This window comes from Ralstonia sp. 25mfcol4.1 (assembly GCF_900104095.1).
Classification (GTDB): domain Bacteria; phylum Pseudomonadota; class Gammaproteobacteria; order Burkholderiales; family Burkholderiaceae; genus Cupriavidus.
Genome location: NZ_FNJO01000018.1, coordinates 45688 through 63409 on the forward strand (window position 1 = coordinate 45688; position 17722 = coordinate 63409).

Consider the following 17722-nt stretch of genomic DNA (forward strand, 5'->3'; position numbering starts at 1 on the left):
GTGGCGAATGAGCTCGTCCTCGCTTTCCGGGAATGCGAGCAGGGTTTCCCGCTCAATGGCGGAAAGCTTCCCCGATGCCGATTCGCTGGCCGCACTTCGCGGCTGGTATGACCTTGCGCTGATCCGGCAGCGGCGCGGCGCTGAAAACCGGCTGGGGTTCGCCGTGCAACTCTGCTACATGCGCTATCCCGGCGTCATGTTGCCGGCCAATGAGGATCCTCCCTCGGCATTGCTCGACATGGTGGCGCGTCAACTTCGCATTGCGCCATCGCATTGGGCGGACTACGGGCGGCGAGATAAAACCCGAAGAGAGCACCAGGCTGAACTGCAAGCCGTGCTTCAGATGCGTGCGTTCACGATGGTCGACTATCGCATAGCAGTCCAGGCACTCGTCGAGCTCGCGCAGCAAACCGACAAGGGAATTATCGTGGCCAAGGCACTGCTAGATTCCCTGAGGCAGCAAGCCCTGTTGCTGCCTGGCGTCAACGTCATTGAACGCATCTGTGCGGAAGCCGTAACGCGAGCAACCCGCCGCATATACCAGGCTTTGACCGAACCGCTCACGGACCACCACCGACAGCAACTGGATCAACTTCTGCAGCGCCGGCCTGATGGGCGCCTGACCTGGCTTGCCTGGCTGCGATTACCTCCCGGCAAGGCGAGTTCGCGCCAGATGCTACAGCATATCAGTCGCTTGAAGATGCTACGAGCTATCGGCCTGCCAGATGGGATCGAACGGCTGGTTCACCAGAACCGGCTGCTCAAGATTGCCCGCGAGGGTGCCCAGATGACACCCTATGACCTCGCGAAATTTGAACAACAACGCCGTCACGCAACGCTGACGGCGATCGTTGTCGAGGCTCGTGCAACGGTGACCGACGAAATCGTCGATCTCCATGACCGCATCATTGGGCGGCTGTTCAATCTGGCAAAGAAGAAGCACCGCGAGCAATTTCACTTGTCAGGCAAGGCGATCAATGACAAGGTCCACCAGTACTCAAAGATCGGCCGCGCCCTCCTGAAGGCCAAAGAGAGCGGCGTCGACCCGTTCGAGGCGATCGAGACCGTGATGCCATGGCACGTGTTCATGAAGAGCGTCTCGGAGGCCGAGCAGCTAGCGCAGCCAGAGACCTTCGATTTCCTGCATCTGGTTGGTGACTACTTTTCCACACTGCGTCGCTATGTGCCGGAGTTCCTCGATATACTGAAACTGCGTGCGGCACCAGCAGCCAAGGACTTGCTGACGGCCATCGAAGCAATCCGGACCATGAATGCCAACGACGCTCGCAAGGTCCCGGCCGACGTTCCGACCTCCTTTATCAAGAAACGGTGGGAGCCTCTGGTACAGACCAAGAACGGTATCGACAGACGGTTCTATGAAATGTGCGCGCTGTCCGAGCTGCGGAACCGCTTGCGTTCTGGCGACATCTGGGTTGAGGGATCGAGGCAATTCAAGGACTTCGAGGAGTATCTGCTGCCCACCGAGAAGTTCGGTGCGCTCCGGGAGAGCCGCTTGCTGCCGCTGCCCATAACCACCGATTGTGACCGTTTTCTGGAAGAGCGGCGCCGGCTACTGGAGATGAAGCTAACCACCGCCAACCGATTGGCCGCCGCAAAGAAGCTGCCGGACGCGATCATCACCGAAACTGGCTTGAAGATCTCGCCTCTCGACGCCTCTGTCCCGATGGAGGCCCAGACCTTGATCGACCAGACGTCCATCATGTTACCGCGCGTCAAGATTACCGAACTCCTCATGGAGGTTGATGCGTGGACCGGATTCACTCGTCATTTCACGCACCTGAAAACCGACGAGCCAGCCTCCGACAAGACGTTGCTGCTGACGACGATTCTTGCAGACGCCATCAATCTCGGGTTGACGAAGATGGCAGATTCCTGCCCCGGCACGACCTATGCCAAGCTCGCGTGGTTACAGGCCTGGCATATTCGGGACGACACATATTCGCAAAGCCTGGCGGAGCTGATCAACGCACAGTCGGCGCATTCATTTGCCGCGCATTGGGGGGATGGAACCACCTCATCCTCGGACGGTCAGCGTTTCAAGGCCGGCGGGCGGGCGGAGAGCACCGGGCACGTCAATCCGAAGTACGGCTCCGAGCCCGGCCGTATGATCTACACGCATATTTCCGACCAGTATGGTCCTTTTCACAGCAAGCTGGTGAACGTAGGCGTTCGTGATTCCACCTATGTACTCGACGGCCTGCTTCATCACGAGTCGGATCTACGAATCACGGAGCATTACACGGATACCAATGGGTTCACCGACCACGTCTTTGCCCTGATGCATCTGCTTGGATTTCGATTCGCGCCGCGTATTCGCGATCTCGCGGAAACGAAGCTGTATATCCCTGGTAGCCCAGATGACTATCCGGCCTTGGCGCCGATGATCGGCGGAACGTACAGGGAAAACCTAATCCGGTCTCACTGGGACGAGATTCTCCGCCTTGCCACGTCGATCAGACAAGGCACTGTTACTGCCTCACTGATGCTCCGCAAGCTTGGCAGCTATCCTCGGCAGAACGGTTTGGCCGTTGCCCTTCGCGAGTTGGGGCGCATCGAGCGGACATTGTTCACGCTGGATTGGCTCCAGGACCTAGAATTGCGCCGTCGCACGCATGCCGGCCTGAACAAGGGGGAGGCCCGCAACGCCCTCGCGCGATCCATCTTCTTTTACCGGCTCGGCGAAATTCGTGATCGTAGCTTCGAGCAGCAACGCTACCGCGCCAGCGGGCTGAACCTGGGGACCGCGGCGATTGTCCTCTGGAACACTGTCTATCTCGAACGCGCTGTCCAAGCCATGAGCGATCGCGGGCTGCCGCCCGACCCCGGGCTGTATTCCTATTTGTCGCCCCTGGGGTGGGAGCACATTAACTTGACTGGCGACTACGTATGGCGTATGAGCCACAAACCAGGGGCCGGAAAATTCCGCCCCTTGCGGCGCCTGGCGGACCGCTAACTCGCGAGCGAGGTCTTAGAGGGCAATATTTTCCGAATTCTGAAGTGGCCCCTACTTCCTTGCCGAACGATGCCGTTGGCGGTTTTTGTCGAATTAGTGCCGGAACGATGGCGGGGGTACGAACATGGTCGGTGGTCCCACCACTTCGCCCTCTACAACGTCGATACTCTGCATGAGGGTCTCGGCTAGCAGGTGCGCGTACGGTTGTGTGGTGCCGACGTTAAAAACCAGGCGCCCCGTCACCCAGGTAGCTTTGACCGAACCGGCAGCGTAGGGAAAAACGGCGGCCTTGACATCGGGGCCCATGCCACATGGCCCCACGGTAAGCCTGGTCAGGTACAGGGCGCCGTCGCGCACCTCCCACGTGCCGTGATACCCGCGCCACAGGGCGGAGCAATTTCCACGAGCGGCTTGAAGCTGATCGCGCAACGCGCCAGCACCGGGACGATCGCTACGAAGGATCGGTTCGAACGGTCGAGCATGCGTCAAGCCATGGGTCTGGCCATCAATGACAAGGTAATCGGGCATCTGCCCCGTTGCGCCGGCCTTCAGCGGGCAAACCATGACAGCGCAGGCCGCAACGGCGCACAGAATCGGACGAGTGAGGGTAACGAGCATCGATAGATTATTGAGTGAAGGGGCCTCGATCGTGCTGTGCTGGAGTGCTGCGCGCACCCGTCAGGCGACGAGCGTCGGCATTGGCCGACAAACGTGGTGATATGGCTTGCATGGGTCTACCCCTTGTTGATCCGCCATGGGCGGATGTCTGTCGTCAATTGCGGGGTGTTGGTCAGAACGTCGGTGCTTTCCATATGCTTCGCCTCCAGACTTGCTGCCATCAACCACCTGATGGAGGTCAGCATGAAATCTCGATTCACCGTACTTTTGACTGCAATCGTCGTTGCATTCGGATTGACCGGCTGTGGCGGCGGCGAAGACGATGCTACAGCAGTGATTTCCTCACAGCCAGGCGGCTCAAATGGCGCGACTGACGCGGCTAACCCCAACACGCCAGTCTCTTCCTCATTGTCATGGTCGGCGGCTGTTCGGCTATCAACGGCAGGCGCCAAGATTGACTATCCTGCCGCCGCGATCGCTGCTGATGGCTTTGCCGTGGCCGCTTACGTGGCGGAAAGCGGTACCGATGGCGGGCGAGTCTACGTGGCCACCCGTCAGCCGCAGGCCGATTCGTGGAGCCTGCCGATTGTCATGAGTCCCATGGGACAGAAGCCCGTGCGCATTACGCCGGCGTCAGGCTGGGCACCTTCTAGCCCGGCGATCCAGGTTGCCCTGAATCGGCTAACCGGCGACGCGGTGTTCGTGTGGGCCTCCCAGGCCGATGCGGCATTTCCGGGGCAAGCCTCGGTTTGGATGGCGCGCTATACACGGGCCGCGAACATGTGGGTGGCGCCGGTGCGCCTCGGCTACGCCACCACCATGCCGGCTGTCTCGTCCAATCGGCGCGGTGATATCGCGGTTGTCTGGGCGGCGCCTGGCAGTGCTGGCAACAGTGTTCTGCAAGGCAGGATGTTGGCCGGCGGCCAGCTTAGCAGCTTTGGCGGCGTTGACGCCGGCTCACGCGTCTCTGCGCCGCAAGTCGTCTTGGACGCCAGCGGCGAGATGACAATTGCCTGGCGTACCGCCAGCAGCGGTGCGGCTTCGTCGAGCACCACAGGCAGCCAGCTCAACGTGCTGCGTGCCACGGCGACAAACATGACGCGCACACCCGAACGCGTGTTGGAGGACACGGGCGGCGATATTGACTTCAGTCTTGCGGGAGCCGAGAGCGGCGCGGCCGTGTTGGGCATTGGTACCAGCACTGGACAAATCATGACCACTATTCGGGCAAGCCGCGAAGGGGTATGGACCGCGCCGGAGCGCATGCAAGGCAGTGCCGCGAACTACCTGCCAGCGGTCGCCATTGGCAAGCAGGGCGATGCTGTCTTGATGTTCTCGGCGGTCGACAGCGTGGGTGCTAGCTACTACCAGCGTACGCCCTGGGTGGCACGATACACCGCGGCTACTGGCGGATGGACGGCACCTCGGGCGCTGTCGACCAGTACCGCTGGCGTGGGCCAACCACAGGCACATCTCAACGATGATGGTTCGGCATTGCTATCGATGCGCGGTACCAACGTCATGACTTGGCGCGCGACTGCTGATACCTGGCAGCGCACCACGCACGACCTCACGGGTACCGCACCGGTGACGGCTGTCGATCCAGAGAGCGGTCGCGCGGTGCTCCTCTGGGTTGGCGACCGCGTTGCCGTCGATCGGGACGGCCTAATGGCGCAGGTATTGCGCTAAGCCAAGGCCGCCCCCTCTTCGGTAGGGGGGCGGCAACGCTCAAGTCGTTTCTGCACACTGTCGATAAGCGCAGTACGCCTATCACGCACAGGTTCCGGCCTGCATATTCAAAGCACTATGCCCACAGCTCTTATTGCTGACGACGAACCTCATTTGCGGGAAATGCTGCGCGAGCAGCTAAACGTGATCTGGCCTGATCTGGAGATCATTGCCGAACTCGAGGATGGTCCGACTGCCCTGTTGCAGATCGAACAGCTGCGCCCGGACTTCGCCTTTCTCGATATCCGCATGCCAGGGCTTACCGGCCTTCAGGTCGCACGTGCAGTGACAGTGCCGACACGTATCGTCTTTGCCACTGCATTTGATAGCTACGCGGTCGAGGCATTTGAAGCGAACGCCGTGGACTACATTCTTAAGCCCGTGGAGTTGCCAAGGTTGGCGAAAGTCGTGACCCGGTTGCGCAAATCGTTAGACGCGGCCGACGGCCTCTCTCCAAGACAACTCATGGAGGCGCTGGCCAAACTGGCGGGCGTGCCAGATGTGGGCGGCAACTCGACCGTCGTGGGCGATGCAGCGGGCCAAGCCGGCAGCACGCCCGCGGTAACTCGCCTGGAATGGTTGCAAGTGCCGGTTGGCCAACAGGTTCACATGGTTCACGTCGACGACGTCGTCTATTTCGAGTCCGACAACAAGTATTCCCGCGTGGTCACGAGCGAGGTGGAAGGACTGATTCGCGCGTCGCTAAAAGAACTCCTCGCCCAGTTAGATGAAGCCCTTTTCCTGCAGACCCATCGAGGGGTCGTGGTGAATCGTCGTTTTATCCGAGCCGTCCACAGGCGAGGCGAAACGATGGAAATTGAGCTACGTGGGCGGCAAGAGCGTATTCGAGTGTCCACTGCACACCACCACCAATTCAAGGCAATGTGATGCAACTGGTCGCGGATCGGAAGCGCCTCGTCGTACTGGGCGGTACGTTCATAGCAATGGTGGCATTGGCTGTGGTGGCCTGGTGGCCGGCCAGAGAGGGCGGGGCCGACATCGGACTACCAGGCTTTCTACTGGGAATAGCCTTTGTCGGCATCATGGCTCTTGTAATCGCATTCCTTGATCGCCACCAATCGGCGCAAGCCGCCGCACTTATGGCGACGTTACAGGCGTTGTTGGAGATCACCGCAGGGGCGGCAGTAGTGGCAGGCCTGAGCATGTCCGCTGTGTACGCGCTGCCTTCTCCGGTTGTCTCCCGGCTGTTCGTGGCAGACGCCCTGGCGGATCTCATTGTCATTGCGTGCGTCGGCCTGGCGTTGCTAGCGGCTGTGCGATATTGGAGACGATACGCTGCCGCCAGGGCGCAGGCCACGGAAGCCCAGGTTGCGGTCGCGAAGGCCACGGCAGCCGCCGCCTTGCGCGACAAGGAACTCGCCCAGTCACAACTGATGTTGCTACAGGCGCAGGTCGAACCGCACTTCTTGTGGAATTCTCTGGCTCACGTTCAGTTTCTGATTAGCAAGGATCCAGCCGATGCAACCAGAATGATGGCGCACCTGATTCGATATTTGAGGGCGGCAATGCCTCAAATGCGCGAGAAGGTGTCAACGTTGGGCACGGAGATGGAGTCAGTCGAGGCCTATCTTGCGCTGATGAAGATCCGGATGGGAGCGCGGCTTACGGTCAGCGTAAATGTCGCGGAGGATCTCCGTGCGCAGGAATTTCCACCGTTGCTGCTGCAAACCTTGGTCGAAAACGCGATCAAGCATGGCGTTGAACCGAAGATCGGACCCGTCTCGGTAACAGTAAGCGCGGCACTGAACGGCGTCCAACATGAACTCCTCGTTCTCGACGTCGAGGACGACGGTGTGGGGCTGCAGGCTACGCCTCCCACTCGTGGCACGGGCATTGGTCTCCGAAATGTGCGAGAGCGACTGCGGCTTGCCTACGGTGAAGGGGCGGCGCTGACCATCATGGCGGCACCACGCGGCGGCGTCATCGCCCGAATTTCCATTCCAGGTGCAACGGGAGCCGCCTAAATGAACCACCGCCCCGCCTGCACCGTCACGATTCTTCTTTGTTCGTTGGCGTTGTCTGCGTCCGTCGCCGCCGAGGTCACCAATGCTGCTCCCGACGAAATGACGTTCGTAACTCGGGTACTCGCCTACGAGACTTGGTTAGACACCCCACTTGAGATCGACGCCGCAGTCTGCATCGACCAAACGGCGCAGGTCCATCAACAGCTATACGCCAACGGCCGGCCCTCCCGCATCGCGATGGAAGCGGTGCGGCGGGCTGCCGAAGTATGTTCCATAGGGCCAGAAGACGACTCGCGGAGGGGGATAGTGAGTGTGGTGGCCAGCATTTTGGAGAAGGAGGCTCGCGTTGCCGAGAAATTAAAGCAGGGGAGGTACTGCCTTGGGGTGGCCGCCGATGAACCTGAACTTCGGCAGTGCGTCACGCGCATGGCGGGCTACCCTCCTGACGTCGAAGAATGGAAGCGCTGGACGGCTCTTCTAACACAGCGCGGGGGACGCCGATGAACCGCGGTATCAGCCGACCGCCCAACAACGGTCGTAGAACTGTCCTGCGTGCAGCATTAAGCGGAGGCGTAGCAATGCTGGCGCCGCAGATAACAATGGCTTCGGACGAAACTACTCCTGAGTTCGCTGCGAGCCCTGCGTTTGCAGTGCGACTCATGGGGTTGGCAAATCAGGCAATGCTCTGGATTCAAGCTGGGCGATTGAAAGAAGCCCTTTCGGTCCTTGAGGCCGCCAATACCATATTGGAAGAGGCTCCGAGCAGGCGGTGGCCGTGGCGCATATATATAGGCCCGAAGTTGGGACACGTCTTGTTCGAACTTGGAGATCGAGACAGGGCACGCGCAGTATTGGAGGAGGCACTTGAGGCACAGAGTCGCGTTCGCGAGACCCGACTGCGGCCCTTCATTTTCGCCGATGCGGGGCAAGATAAGGCTATGGGGTCGGCTCTACTCAAGGCCGAATTCGATCGACAGTTTCTATCCTCAGTTGTATTGGCATCAGGACGAGCACGCGCGCTCTCCAATCTGGTCTACGACACAGGGGCTGGATCCATCGAAATCCAGTTCACTCTGGGCCGAGTACTGGTCGCTTGTGGTGATACGGCGGCGCTGGCTAAGCTATACCGCTACGAACTGCGTACTCAAGGTCCTATCGACGCCTGGACCTTCGTTGCGAACGTCGCACGGGAGTATAGGCAATTCAAGCTGGCTACACTGTTCGCACGGGTAGATCAGTGGCCTTTGGCAAACGAGGCTTTTCAGCGTGCGTACTCTGCGAATTTCGCTCGCTCTGCCGGAGCAACCGCGTCCATGCCGGACGGTACGGCGTTGTTCGCGGCTTTTGGCATCGGCCGGGAAATGTTGGCTTGCTGGCTTGGCGCGTTTATGGCATCTCATTCGCGCGGCACGATTGCACGCCAGTGGCCGAGCGGGCGGGATATCGATGCCAGGATGGCCTTGATGTTGTCCCACATCGTTCGAGCCAAAGGCGCCGTTACCCGCTACGCTGAGCGATTGCGGTCACTCCTTGACCAAGCCACACGCGAGGACGTTGTTAGCAAGCGTAAGGTTCTGGATCAACTTGAGGACGAAATGGCATCGCAGCCAACAAGCACTGCGGGCTTCGCCACTTTCCAAGCTCTGGCGATGCGCTACATCGACGTGCTCGACGGGCTGCTGCCATACTTGCGCGACGCAGGACTTGGTAAGGACGTGGCTGTCGATGGAACGTTGTTGGACGACGTCGTGCGGCACCTCGGGACGACGCCGGCCATCGGCTTTATCGTTTGTCGAGCATTTCCGCCGCCCGACGGGGCAGCCGGGCCTCCGATCTACCTTCGCTACGCTCTGTACCCTGGCGGCATCCAGTTTCACATAGTCGGGGGATGCGCGGTCATAGACAAACAGATTTTCAGCTTCCGCAGAGCATTGCTTTCTGGCCGGCATCCCGAGGGAGTGGGCAAAAACCTGGCACAGATGCTGCTGGCCGAGCTCCCCGAAGAGGTCAACCGGGCAAAAGACTGGGTAATGGACCCGGATGGCGCTCTTAACCTGCTGCCGTTCGACGCCTTGCCGGACCCAAATGGCCAGCCTTTAATCGTCCGACGAGCAATTCGTCATGTCTCATCACTGGCAGCGCTGGCGGGCTCGGCGGTACAACCGAGGGCCACGGGGCCAGCATGCATTGTCGCCAATCCGGCATATCGCACGGGGTCCACGACTGATGGCGGGATGGCTTCCGTCAGGCTTACGGAGGCCGGCATGCGCATCAGGGCGGTTTCCACATTGCCTGATACTGCGACGGAAGCCGCGAACGTAGCTGGCAGCCTCGCGCACATGGAGATTCGCTCGGTAATGTACGAGGGCGGGCAAGCGACGCCAAATGCGTTGACGGAGCTGAGTCAGGCGCCGACCGTCTTGCACGTTGCGACGCACGCCATGCTGATCGGCACGCTTCCGGACGACACGGGCTCTGACCGCGCGCTGCGACCTATGGGCGACGAGATCGTCGATCTTATCTTACCTGGTCGACGGGCGGGCCTGTTGCTGGCCGGCGAGTCGGGCAATAGGGTCCTGTTGGCAAAGGATATCGCCCGGCTTTCTCTGCAAGGGACCTCTCTAGCCGTCCTTTCAGGATGTGACACCGCCAATGGGGACATCGATGTTGGAGAGGGCGTCGCCAGTTTGCGTCGCGCGCTGGAGCAGGCAGGCGCAGCCAGTACGGTGACGTCCCTGTGGCCAGTACCCGGCGAGGCGACCGCGAGACTGATGGCCGACTTCTATCGGCTGCTGGCCAGTGGTGTCCCGAAAAGCCAGGCGCTTCGGGGCGCGAAGGAAGCTTCGTGGCGCCGTGGCGACCCTGCCTCGGCGTGGGCCGCGTTCCTGTTCGCAGGGCGCGACGGCACCATGGGTGCCGGCGCCAGTCCGGCTTAGTCGCCCGGTTGCCGGAGTTCGTCGCGCCACTGGCTGCATTCGTCGGAAGTTCGTCGCTTCGTTCGAAGAACTTCTTGAGAATGCGTGCATGGCGGACGGTTCAACGAGTGAGAGATGAATCGGCCCGAAGTACCAACGCCTTCCTACATGGATGGGAGCCTGTTCAAATGAGTTTCATCTTCGCTTACGTGTTTGCCGGCGCCTTCGCCGTACTCGGCCTTGGATCCGCGCTGATCCTGATCTTCCAAGGCAAACTCGCCGATAGCTTCTTCTGGCTCTTCTTTGGCGGAATTGGCGCTACCATTCTTGTGAACGTTCGTCACCAGCACCGACGCATGGTTCGGATGAAAACCGAGAACCATGCCTGGTATCGCCGCACCTATCCCAACGCCGTCCGGGGCGATGCGATCACCTGCCATGCCTGTGCCGGACGCCATATTCGGGTCCGCGGGCTCATGCAACGTACGTTTATGCGTGAACACTTTTGCTCGCAGTGCGGCACGGCTCTGTATTTCTCTCCGGAACCACGCTGACGCGCATTGGACCGGCCTGTGCCGTACGTTGCGGGGGCACATTCCGAGCCTCCCCATGCCGTTAGGGCTTGAGCGACGACATAACAAGCGTGTAAGCCGTGCCGAAACGCCGCCATCACGGCCTCCACGCGCAGGCTGATGCTTCGCACCGCCTGTGAGGCGCTCAATTCTTTTTACAGGCAGCCGATATGTAGCTCTGGGTCCACTCTTCTATTTAAGGAAACGCGCCCGGTGTGGCGGGCATGTCTGCGCAGCGCAAGCGTGGGCCACTTCTCGATCAAGCCCCCTCGGGGCAATGGAAAGCGAATGCGATGACAAAACGGCGCCCATCAGTGGCAACTATTCTGGTCTCCCTGGCGTGCTCTGGTCTTCTCGGAGCCTGCGCGACGGACAACGCGCGGTCGCGGAACGGGGCGAACGCCGCGACTTCGCCGGAGAGATCGGCGAGCGGCATTGCCTATGGGAAACCTGCAATCGGCAATGCCAGGGGAAGTCAAGTCTACTTCCTCACGAAAACCGCTGGCGGTTGGATCACCACAACCACCGGAGATCTGCGCGATCCCGCCACCGAGCGGGTCATCTACGATCCGCTCACGAAGACTGTGGCCCTGTACTTTGAAAAGCATCCGCGTAGCGGCAAGACCGACTACCTCGAGCTTTGCGTCGTGAGTGGTGCGGGGAAAGAGACGGATCGTTCTGGCGGCTACACGTTTTGCTCGACCGGCTTCCGTCGGAGCGCCGACACCGATGCGGGGGTTGCCGCCGCGCGCGCTACGATGGGAGTCCTGACCCTCGGTTTGTCGGAGGTGGTGGATTCGGAGAAGAGCTTCACCAAGACGGATACCGAAGCCGTGACCGCTGCTGTTGCGGCCGCCAACCTGCCAGGTTTCGTTGCACTGGGGGAATTCAGGGCGGAGTATGCCAGTGCCAGGGACAAGCCTTCGTTGCAACGGTTTATCAGTCGTAACCAAGGCGCCCCCGACCCGGAGAACCTGATCGGGAAGGCGAAGGCGCGCATCGCTGATATCGACGCGCTTACGGCCGAGTTCGACGCTGCGACCGCCCGTGTATCGCCGTTGTCGAGCTACAAGGCGAAGTTCATGCCGGCCAAGCCGGAGAAGTATTGTCAGCCGTTCAAGAAAGATTCAGACGAGTTTGAGATCTGCCAGGCGCGCGCGAAGTCGATCGTGGCGACCCTTGCCGAGCCGAAGGCACGCGTTGCGCGCCGTCGAGACGTCTGCACGGCTGTCGCCAGCAAGTACCTTCGCGACGCAGTGCCCAGATGCAATGCGTACGCTACGCGAGGCGACTGCAGCGCTAGCATGCCCAGCGATCCCAATGGCAAACGTGTCTGCTCGCTTCTCTCCGTGCAAGGCGCGCTTTGATCCAATCCACCAGGAAAATAATAATGCGCATCAAACACACCGCCGTTCTGACGACGCTTCTGCTCGTTTCTTTTCCGGCCATGGCCCAGATTGCAGCATACTTCTTCGATCAGATCTCCGGCCGAAGATTCTCGGAGGAGGCGGCCATTCAGATGACCACTGGCGTGATCCCTGGCATCACGCCCGAATCCTGCCCCGGATGCGGTGGTGTACAGGCACCGACCCCGACTGCGGGCGAAATCGCAGCGGAGATTCGCAGGCAGGACCAAAGCGAATCGTACAAGCGTGCCTATAATCGGGTCGAACGCTCCGTGGCGGAGAGCTACGCCCGCGAATTCGGAAAATAGCTCCGCGCCGAACCCAAGGCCAGCTGCGCCACGTTTCTCGCCGTATCTGATACGGGGTCGCGTCTATATATACCGACTTAGGAAAGCGCGAACCCGTATGCGGCGTTGTTGAACAAAGGCTGCGAATCGCCTCACCTTTGCTCAACGCTCGAGAAATTGCATCAGTTTGTCCGCACAAGCGGGGTTCTTTAGTTTGCGCATCGCTATGGCTTCGATCTGATAGATCCGCTCCCGGGTCGTATCGAATTGCTTGCCCATCTCTTCGAGCGCGTGCTCGGTGTTCTTGCCGAGCCCGACGCGCGATTGCATCATGGGGACCGGCGCATGGATGCTCCGCCCACCATTGGCCAGTGCGTGGTACGGCTTGCCGCACCTGCCACGTCGCGTAGGTCGAGAAACTCCAACCCCGCCGGTATTCGCGCTTGTCTACCGCCTTTATCAGGTGGATGTTGTATTCCGTTTAGATGTTTCTCGGCGATGGAAATGACCAGTTGCGGAGGACCTTGATCATCTAGAGCTTGGCCTGCCCTACGACTCTCCGGTGTACGTCTGGCGGTTGATCCGCATGAGTCGTTCGAGCGATAGCATAGCTCTCGCCTGTATGTCGAAGGATTTCTGCTGGCAAGCCTGCATGGCCGGAAAATTCCGTTCAAGTGTGGGGCCATTTGTCCCGATGTGGCGGGTCCGCTTCAGATCGATCTTGTGGCCCAGAAAGAACTCGATAGACGTCTCCCGGGGCATAGCACAGCGTTTGACCGCAATCTCCAGGATGCTCCGTTCAAACGTACGCACCTCAGTCTACGCTCAGAGCACGCTTGCACTCCGGCGGTCGACCGTTTTTGACCGTCAAGCGGATCGGCGCGAGTTCGCTCCGGGCTTCCGCGGGCACGTCTGCAATTGCTTCGGAACGGGCTTCTTCAGTCCCCAATCGTTTGAGAAACGTGTTCGAACCGGGCACGCATGCGCAAAAATATACAGAGACTTGCGGTCAGAAACTGTTCGAGGCGGGCCGCGCTTCGTCATATTTTTTGACTCGTCGGCGCCAGCTTTGCCGTCGCCGTCATCCTGCGCACGGTCACTGACATCCGAGGTATCGTTGTCGAATCGCGCAAGAGGGCGTACGACTGGCGAAAGCCGGTCATGTAGCGCAGCTCCGCGCCGCGGCGCGGCTATTGGCGCTTTGTCCCGCCAAGTGCGAGTACAGCGGCAAAAAGCAGGAGCGTGACGGACAGTGGCATGCTACCGGCGATTGTGAACATCGCTGACACGATGAGGATCAATGCACTGAGCCAGCGGCATACGAAGAGAAGGCAAGGCCCGCTTGGCGGTACCACGGCTGGCACCCATAGGGGCGCAGCGAGCATTGCGCCGAAGAGTGACCAGGCCGCCCAGTTAAGTGGCTCATCCAGATCCGGGTGGAACACGCGAGTGCTAGCGGGGCCCACGAGCCCGAAGAAGCCGACGCAAAAGGCTGAAGCGGCCAGAAGGATGATTCGTGAGAAGGGGTGCATGCAGGGCTCAGTCCAGGTCCGCATTAGTTGACGCTCAGCGCAACTGGCTCATCCCGCGGCGAGGCCGGCAAAACATGCGTTCTCGTTTCCCAATTGCGAAGGGCACTATCGCCCCGACCCATCCGCCCCCGAGCTTCCTGCAGGCTTCGGGGTCTTAATGGGCGGTCTCTAGAATGAAGTGCAACACCCTGATGTTAGGGTGTTGGGATGGGACAAAGCTACAGTCAACTGGGTATCGAAGAGCGTAACTGTATTCATCGCCTGCTAAACGAGGGGTGCAGCCTGCGTCAGGTCGCAAGAGTGGTGGGGCGAAGTCCGTCGACTATTTCACGCGAGGTTGCCCGGGCCGGAGGTCATCGTTCCTACGATGCTGCGAGCGCGCAGGGTATGGCGCTGAGAAGGCGTCGACGTGGGCCGCGCAAGCTGGCAGCAGGCACGGCGCTGCTGAAACTGGTGAGAGCATGGCTGCGCGTGGGCTATTCACCGCAACAGATTGCAGGCAGACTCCGGCGCATGTATGCCCACCAGCCGGAGTTCCATGTGTCCCACGAGACGATCTACTGCGTGATCTACGCCACGCCGCGCGGTGAGCTGCGCCGCGAGCTAGTCGGCAGCCTGCGTAAGGCCCACAAGGAGCGTCGGTCGCGGGGCGCGGGGAACGATCGCCGAGGCAAGCTGCAGGATATGCGCTCGATCCACGAGCGGCCCGAGGAGGTGTTCGATCGGCTGGTGCCCGGACATTGGGAAGGCGACCTGATCAAGGGCGCGGGCAATCGCAGCGCAGTGGCGACGCTGGTGGAACGCAAGACGCGCTTCGTGGTGCTGGCGAAGATGGACGGTTGCGGGGCGGAGGCAGCGCTGGAGGCGTTGACCAAGAAGTTTCGTCGTGTGCCGCTGGCGCTTCGCAAGAGCCTGACCTACGACCAGGGCAAAGAGATGGCGCATCACGCGGAGTTGACCAGGCGAGTCAGTATCGAAGTGTTCTTTGCCGACCCGCACAGTCCGTGGCAGAGGCCAAGCAACGAGAACATGAACGGACTGGTTCGGGAGTATTTACCGAAAGGCGACGATCTATCGGTCTTCTCGCAGGGGTACTTGAACAGAGTCGCGAAGGCGCTGAACTATCGCCCTCGGGCGGTTCTCGACTTCGCCACTCCCGCCGAAGCCATGGCCGAAGAGATCAACAAATTACGAACTGGTGTTGCATCTCAGACTTGAAACCGCCATGTCAATGAAGTGGTAAACGAGAACTGTGTAGTTGGGGCACACGTCTGAGCAGATGTACTCCGCCTCAAAACGGTTGCCTTGGTAGGTGCCCATTGAGGTCGAAGCCTGAGATTTCGCGTAGTTCCGCCGCTCCCTTTGGATTGCGACGGAAGGGAAACGAGAGAAGCTCCTGCTCGGAAAGCTCTTTAACCGACGCCTGAGGGGCCTGCGGCGGCTGACTGGCAGGTGGCGGGAGAGGATTTAGCGTTTTCGTAGGTGCGGCGCAAGCACCGACAGCGCGAACGAGCGCCAGGACAATCAAGGTCGGCGAAATGCGGGAGCAGAGAGAGGCGGCCATGGGGAGGAGCAGGTGTTGAGACATGGGTGAATCGTTGCTGGCGCGAACGTTTTCGTCGCTAGGATTGCGACAAGCCACCCGTTTGGCTGACGAAACTCTTGCAACGGTGGACAAATGCCCGCTTGCTGCAATTCCCTACGCCCGCAGCGATGTCACTGGCACGGTGACTGCAACTTTTTCCGCCTGGTGGGCGCTCTTGGCCCCCGTCGAGCCGGCAATGAAACGATCGGCTCGTGATCCAGCCAGTTTGCTCGAAGGCGGAGCCGCCACGCTCGTCACTACGCTCGACAGTTTCGTCGCGCCCACGCCGCGCTCGTCGCCCTGGCATTGATGCACGCCGCCGCATCGGACACAGTGCGGGCCATCGGCAATGCCAAACAACAACTATGGAGCAATCAATTGCAACACAAGACGATCGGCACTCTTCTCGGTACGACAGCCATCATTCTCTGGTACTTCCCCCTGGTGAATATGGCTAACGGGACCTACCAGGCTGGCCAGCACATTGGAGGGATAGCGTATCTGCTGTTCCTAGCGTCCCTTGGCTACGCCATGCTGTCCTGGCTGGAGCAGCACGTGCCCCGGATCATCACCGCTGGCGTTGCGCTTGGTATCTCTCTTATGTTCACGATGCAAGGACGCCTCGCCGCCGGGCTGGCACTCTACGCGCTGGTCGTTGTGATGGCGGCAGCAATGTTCCTCGCCTTCAGCGACCACAAGGTATCGGCTCGTTGATCGCCATGAAGACAGCCCTTTTTGCTGCTGCGCTTGGATTGATGGCCAGTCTCGCGCAAGCAGGCCCGCGACAACACGCCTACCTCGGCCTGGTTCTCGACGGCAATTGCCCCACAGGCCAGGTTCTCGTTCAGACGGATTTTTATGCTGAGCCGGGGAGCGAGGTCTTCACCTTCTTCGTCCATCCGGACCCAATCCGACGATGCCTGCCTGCCGATGAAACGCTTCAACTGAAAGTTGGGGACCGGGTTTTTGTTGGCGCAGTTGGCGGGAAGCTCCAGATACTAAGCCGGGCGCCCAAGTAGCGGAAAGCATCGAAGTTTACAACCTTTATGCCGATCACACCCTTGCACTTCGGAGTTATGGCTCCGATCAACCAATTCGCTCGCGGCCGGGTGAGCGCGGTTTCGCTCGTCCTCGCCAATATTTTCCTCGATAGTGCGGCGATCAAGTGCTGGCTCACGAGCCAGGCGATTCCGGATCACCCGCCGATGACGCACAGTTTCCTTGCCGCGATCCCGTTGGGAGCCGTTATCGCGTTGGTCGGCTTTAGATCTCGACCTTGGACCCTTGGCGCGTTCCTCGGTACGTTGAGCCACATTCTTCTGGACATGCTGGTGCACGCCGAGATGCAACCCTTCTACCCACTTAAGGGTAATGCATTCTTCATGGATTGGATGGAGCCGCTGTCCTGGGGGCTTGCGCCGCTGACCTGCTGGTTCATTTTCCAATGCGTATCCAGCGGGCTGGATTGGATTGGCAGGTTCAGGAAGAGGGCGCTCGGGCGGTCTCGGGTGTCAGGCGTAGATGTTTGAGTTCTTGTGGCGCGGCTCTCACCGACGTGCTGGCTCCGCCAGCGCCGAGACCGTCTCGGTTTCACTGCTGCTAAGCCGGCGTCCTGCCACCGTCAACGCAATGCACGACAGGCGCCTCTCCAGGTCGCGATGTCGATCGACGCACGCCTTGGCCGACTGCACAGCGGCCCGGATGCGGTCAGCGCGCATCGGCATCCTTGGCGAGCGTTCCGGTCGTTGCCGGACTGATGGCCTTGTCAAACAGCGCGCTGATGCCAGGCATGCCCCATTCGCGCGTCTTGGCCACTGAGCTGCAGTGAGCGCGTAAGTCCTCGAGCTGCTGCCTGGACATCTGCGCGGGGCGAGCTTTCGCGCATTGGGCCATGCACAGTTCGATGTCGCGATAGAACGGCACCCTTTCTACCTGCTGGAGCTCAACCATCCATAGCACGGCTCGCAGATATTCCTCGCGGAGGCGAGCCGGTTGCCCCGGCGCAGTTGCTGTCGAAACGGGAGCAGTCCCCCGCTGGCCAAAATTGACAGAGCAATGAACATTCCATTAAACAGCTGTTCTGAGCAAGCTCAGGACAATGAGGTGTGCGACTTCATTTT

At 60.3% G+C, this 17722-nt stretch carries 18 protein-coding genes; 14 read left to right on the top strand and 4 right to left on the bottom strand.

Annotated features, from left to right (window positions below; translation table 11 throughout):
• The first annotated feature begins 55 nt into the window (after positions 1 to 55).
• Complete coding sequence (locus tag BLQ58_RS24850; protein WP_092602837.1) at positions 56 to 2974, top strand: Tn3 family transposase; 2919 nt, start codon at positions 56 to 58, stop codon at positions 2972 to 2974.
• Positions 2975 to 3067: 93 nt separating this feature from the next.
• Here the strand turns inward: BLQ58_RS24850 and BLQ58_RS24855 are convergent, their stop codons facing one another.
• Complete coding sequence (locus BLQ58_RS24855; protein WP_029051350.1) at positions 3068 to 3592, bottom strand: hypothetical protein; 525 nt, start codon at positions 3590 to 3592, stop codon at positions 3068 to 3070.
• 144 nt (positions 3593 to 3736) lie between these two features.
• On the opposite strand from BLQ58_RS24855, the gene BLQ58_RS24860 reads away from it, so the two are divergent.
• The 8 genes from BLQ58_RS24860 to BLQ58_RS24890 all read left to right on the top strand — a co-directional run bounded on the left by BLQ58_RS24860 (position 3737) and on the right by BLQ58_RS24890 (position 12506).
• Entirely contained in the window at positions 3737 to 5281 is a 1545-nt protein-coding gene (locus tag BLQ58_RS24860; protein WP_139186166.1) for a hypothetical protein, read from the top strand.
• Positions 5282 to 5398: 117 nt separating this feature from the next.
• Entirely contained in the window at positions 5399 to 6208 is an 810-nt protein-coding gene (locus tag BLQ58_RS24865) for a LytR/AlgR family response regulator transcription factor (RefSeq protein WP_029051352.1), read from the top strand.
• Positions 6208 to 7305, top strand: a complete 1098-nt coding sequence (locus BLQ58_RS24870; protein ID WP_049815926.1) for a sensor histidine kinase — start codon at positions 6208 to 6210, stop codon at positions 7303 to 7305. Before BLQ58_RS24865 ends, BLQ58_RS24870 begins: the two co-directional genes overlap by 1 nt.
• On the top strand, positions 7306 to 7809 hold the full coding sequence (locus BLQ58_RS28945; protein WP_029051353.1) for a hypothetical protein: 504 nt from the start codon (positions 7306 to 7308) through the stop codon (positions 7807 to 7809).
• Between the two features lie 308 nt (positions 7810 to 8117).
• Entirely contained in the window at positions 8118 to 10241 is a 2124-nt protein-coding gene (locus BLQ58_RS24875; RefSeq protein ID WP_175459996.1) for a CHAT domain-containing protein, read from the top strand.
• A gap of 167 nt (positions 10242 to 10408) precedes the next feature.
• Positions 10409 to 10774 carry a hypothetical protein gene (locus tag BLQ58_RS24880; protein ID WP_029051355.1) on the top strand — a complete coding sequence of 122 codons (366 nt, stop codon included), beginning with the start codon at positions 10409 to 10411 and terminating at the stop codon, positions 10772 to 10774.
• A gap of 242 nt (positions 10775 to 11016) precedes the next feature.
• Positions 11017 to 12159 (top strand): hypothetical protein, encoded by a 1143-nt coding sequence (locus BLQ58_RS24885; protein ID WP_139186167.1) that lies wholly within the window; start codon positions 11017 to 11019, stop codon positions 12157 to 12159.
• 23 nt (positions 12160 to 12182) lie between these two features.
• On the top strand, positions 12183 to 12506 hold the full coding sequence (locus BLQ58_RS24890) for a hypothetical protein (protein ID WP_029051357.1): 324 nt from the start codon (positions 12183 to 12185) through the stop codon (positions 12504 to 12506).
• 141 nt (positions 12507 to 12647) lie between these two features.
• On the opposite strand, the gene BLQ58_RS29345 is transcribed toward BLQ58_RS24890, so the two are convergent.
• Entirely contained in the window at positions 12648 to 12818 is a 171-nt protein-coding gene (locus BLQ58_RS29345) for a sigma factor-like helix-turn-helix DNA-binding protein (protein WP_217636078.1), read from the bottom strand.
• A gap of 216 nt (positions 12819 to 13034) precedes the next feature.
• Positions 13035 to 13298, bottom strand: a complete 264-nt coding sequence (locus tag BLQ58_RS29755) for a hypothetical protein (RefSeq protein ID WP_139186168.1) — start codon at positions 13296 to 13298, stop codon at positions 13035 to 13037.
• Positions 13299 to 14224: 926 nt separating this feature from the next.
• On the opposite strand from BLQ58_RS29755, the gene BLQ58_RS24905 reads away from it, so the two are divergent.
• The 5 genes from BLQ58_RS24905 (at position 14225) to BLQ58_RS24920 (ending at position 17131) form a co-directional block, all read left to right on the top strand.
• Positions 14225 to 15235, top strand: coding sequence for an IS30 family transposase (locus BLQ58_RS24905; RefSeq protein WP_092602843.1), 1011 nt, complete (start codon positions 14225 to 14227; stop codon positions 15233 to 15235).
• A gap of 368 nt (positions 15236 to 15603) precedes the next feature.
• Entirely contained in the window at positions 15604 to 15912 is a 309-nt protein-coding gene (locus BLQ58_RS28955; RefSeq protein ID WP_139186169.1) for a hypothetical protein, read from the top strand.
• Positions 15912 to 16316: a hypothetical protein gene (locus BLQ58_RS24910; protein WP_029051397.1), complete on the top strand. Its 405-nt coding sequence runs from the start codon at positions 15912 to 15914 to the stop codon at positions 16314 to 16316. Before BLQ58_RS28955 ends, BLQ58_RS24910 begins: the two co-directional genes overlap by 1 nt.
• Positions 16313 to 16621 (top strand): hypothetical protein, encoded by a 309-nt coding sequence (locus tag BLQ58_RS24915; protein ID WP_139186170.1) that lies wholly within the window; start codon positions 16313 to 16315, stop codon positions 16619 to 16621. The genes BLQ58_RS24910 and BLQ58_RS24915 overlap by 4 nt, the downstream gene beginning before the upstream one ends.
• A 57-nt stretch (positions 16622 to 16678) precedes the next feature.
• Positions 16679 to 17131, top strand: a complete 453-nt coding sequence (locus BLQ58_RS24920; RefSeq protein ID WP_175459997.1) for a metal-dependent hydrolase — start codon at positions 16679 to 16681, stop codon at positions 17129 to 17131.
• Between the two features lie 178 nt (positions 17132 to 17309).
• Here BLQ58_RS24920 and BLQ58_RS24925 read toward each other — a convergent pair whose 3' ends face one another.
• Positions 17310 to 17552, bottom strand: coding sequence for a hypothetical protein (locus BLQ58_RS24925; RefSeq protein WP_029051400.1), 243 nt, complete (start codon positions 17550 to 17552; stop codon positions 17310 to 17312).
• Positions 17553 to 17722 lie beyond the last annotated feature (170 nt).

Coding starts and splice junctions, on each gene's coding strand:
- BLQ58_RS24850 (WP_092602837.1), top strand. CDS start 56: ATGGCGGAAAGCTTCCCCGATGCCGATTCGCTGGCCGCACTTCGCGGC.
- BLQ58_RS24855 (WP_029051350.1), bottom strand. CDS start 3,592: ATGCTCGTTACCCTCACTCGTCCGATTCTGTGCGCCGTTGCGGCCTGC.
- BLQ58_RS24860 (WP_139186166.1), top strand. CDS start 3,737: ATGTCTGTCGTCAATTGCGGGGTGTTGGTCAGAACGTCGGTGCTTTCC.
- BLQ58_RS24865 (WP_029051352.1), top strand. CDS start 5,399: ATGCCCACAGCTCTTATTGCTGACGACGAACCTCATTTGCGGGAAATG.
- BLQ58_RS24870 (WP_049815926.1), top strand. CDS start 6,208: ATGCAACTGGTCGCGGATCGGAAGCGCCTCGTCGTACTGGGCGGTACG.
- BLQ58_RS28945 (WP_029051353.1), top strand. CDS start 7,306: ATGAACCACCGCCCCGCCTGCACCGTCACGATTCTTCTTTGTTCGTTG.
- BLQ58_RS24880 (WP_029051355.1), top strand. CDS start 10,409: ATGAGTTTCATCTTCGCTTACGTGTTTGCCGGCGCCTTCGCCGTACTC.
- BLQ58_RS24885 (WP_139186167.1), top strand. CDS start 11,017: ATGTCTGCGCAGCGCAAGCGTGGGCCACTTCTCGATCAAGCCCCCTCG.
- BLQ58_RS24890 (WP_029051357.1), top strand. CDS start 12,183: ATGCGCATCAAACACACCGCCGTTCTGACGACGCTTCTGCTCGTTTCT.
- BLQ58_RS29345 (WP_217636078.1), bottom strand. CDS start 12,818: ATGATGCAATCGCGCGTCGGGCTCGGCAAGAACACCGAGCACGCGCTC.
- BLQ58_RS24905 (WP_092602843.1), top strand. CDS start 14,225: ATGGGACAAAGCTACAGTCAACTGGGTATCGAAGAGCGTAACTGTATT.
- BLQ58_RS28955 (WP_139186169.1), top strand. CDS start 15,604: ATGGGTGAATCGTTGCTGGCGCGAACGTTTTCGTCGCTAGGATTGCGA.
- BLQ58_RS24910 (WP_029051397.1), top strand. CDS start 15,912: ATGCACGCCGCCGCATCGGACACAGTGCGGGCCATCGGCAATGCCAAA.
- BLQ58_RS24920 (WP_175459997.1), top strand. CDS start 16,679: ATGGCTCCGATCAACCAATTCGCTCGCGGCCGGGTGAGCGCGGTTTCG.
- BLQ58_RS24925 (WP_029051400.1), bottom strand. CDS start 17,552: ATGGTTGAGCTCCAGCAGGTAGAAAGGGTGCCGTTCTATCGCGACATC.